The following is an 843-nucleotide window of genomic DNA, read 5'->3' as shown; positions in this document are numbered from 1 at the left end:
TGTCATCTCTTTGGATACGTACTGGCACCCTCTATCGCTATGAAAGATGAGCCCATTAACGTCATAATTGTACTTCTTGTAAAACTCAACACTCTGTGTAAGTGCATCAAGTGGTCCTTCCCGTGATAAAGTCCGCTGAAGACTATATCCCGTAATTATCCGACTATAACCGTCCATCGTGAGAGAAAGGTACACAAACCCCTCTTTGCATTTAATGTAGGTAATATCTGAGACCGCTAGTCTACAGTGGTCAGTCGGAATGTATTTGGGAATAGTATTAAGGTGATCGTCAAATTCGTGATCAACAATACCATTCGTGGTACGTGGTGGTCGAATATGACGTTTCCTAGTTAGTAGCATATCATTCGCTCTAAGCAAATCATAAAGCCAGTCTCTGCTTATCGTGAACTCTTCAGCGAAATATTCGTTGCAGAGACTCAGAAGAGTTTCAGTGCCAGCTTTAGGTAAACTCTCTCTAATATAACGGCATCTGTACAGGACTGCACTGGCTTTGAGACCAAGATCAATCTCAGAGGGAATATACTTGTAAAAACCACCTCTGCTTACCCCAAAAAAGCCACAAAGTCGGCTAATACCAATGCACCTTTCCCCTAATGTTTTGTCTTTTAGCTCGGCAATCACTGAGAATTTGTCTTTTTTTTACGCTAATTTGGTACTTATTCTCCATGTGCTCAAGCAGCTTCTTATGGGCTAAAGCATCCACTTGCGCCTCCCAAGTCTCTAGCTTCGACTTTTCCAGTGCTCGCTTCAGTTCAGCGATCTCTTTGATTAAATCGGCATTACTCTTACTCATGCTACTAAGAATATTAGTTGGTGATGTTT

General features: G+C 41.8%; 1 protein-coding gene and 1 pseudogene. Both read right to left on the bottom strand.

The genetic code is table 11. The features are described 5' to 3' along the window. Positions 1-360: DDE-type integrase/transposase/recombinase (locus HMPREF3027_RS09360; RefSeq protein WP_141756192.1), on the bottom strand; the 360-nt coding region annotated here is incomplete at its 3' end. A 229-nt stretch (positions 361-589) separates the two neighbouring features. After that, positions 590-843, bottom strand: a pseudogene (locus HMPREF3027_RS00005) (hypothetical protein); the annotation flags it as partial.

This window comes from Porphyromonas sp. HMSC077F02, assembly GCF_001815465.1.
GTDB classification, from domain to species: domain Bacteria; phylum Bacteroidota; class Bacteroidia; order Bacteroidales; family Porphyromonadaceae; genus Porphyromonas_A; species Porphyromonas_A somerae.
The sequence above is the reverse complement of the archived record's forward strand: the minus strand, read 5'-3'. Positions and strand labels throughout refer to the sequence as shown.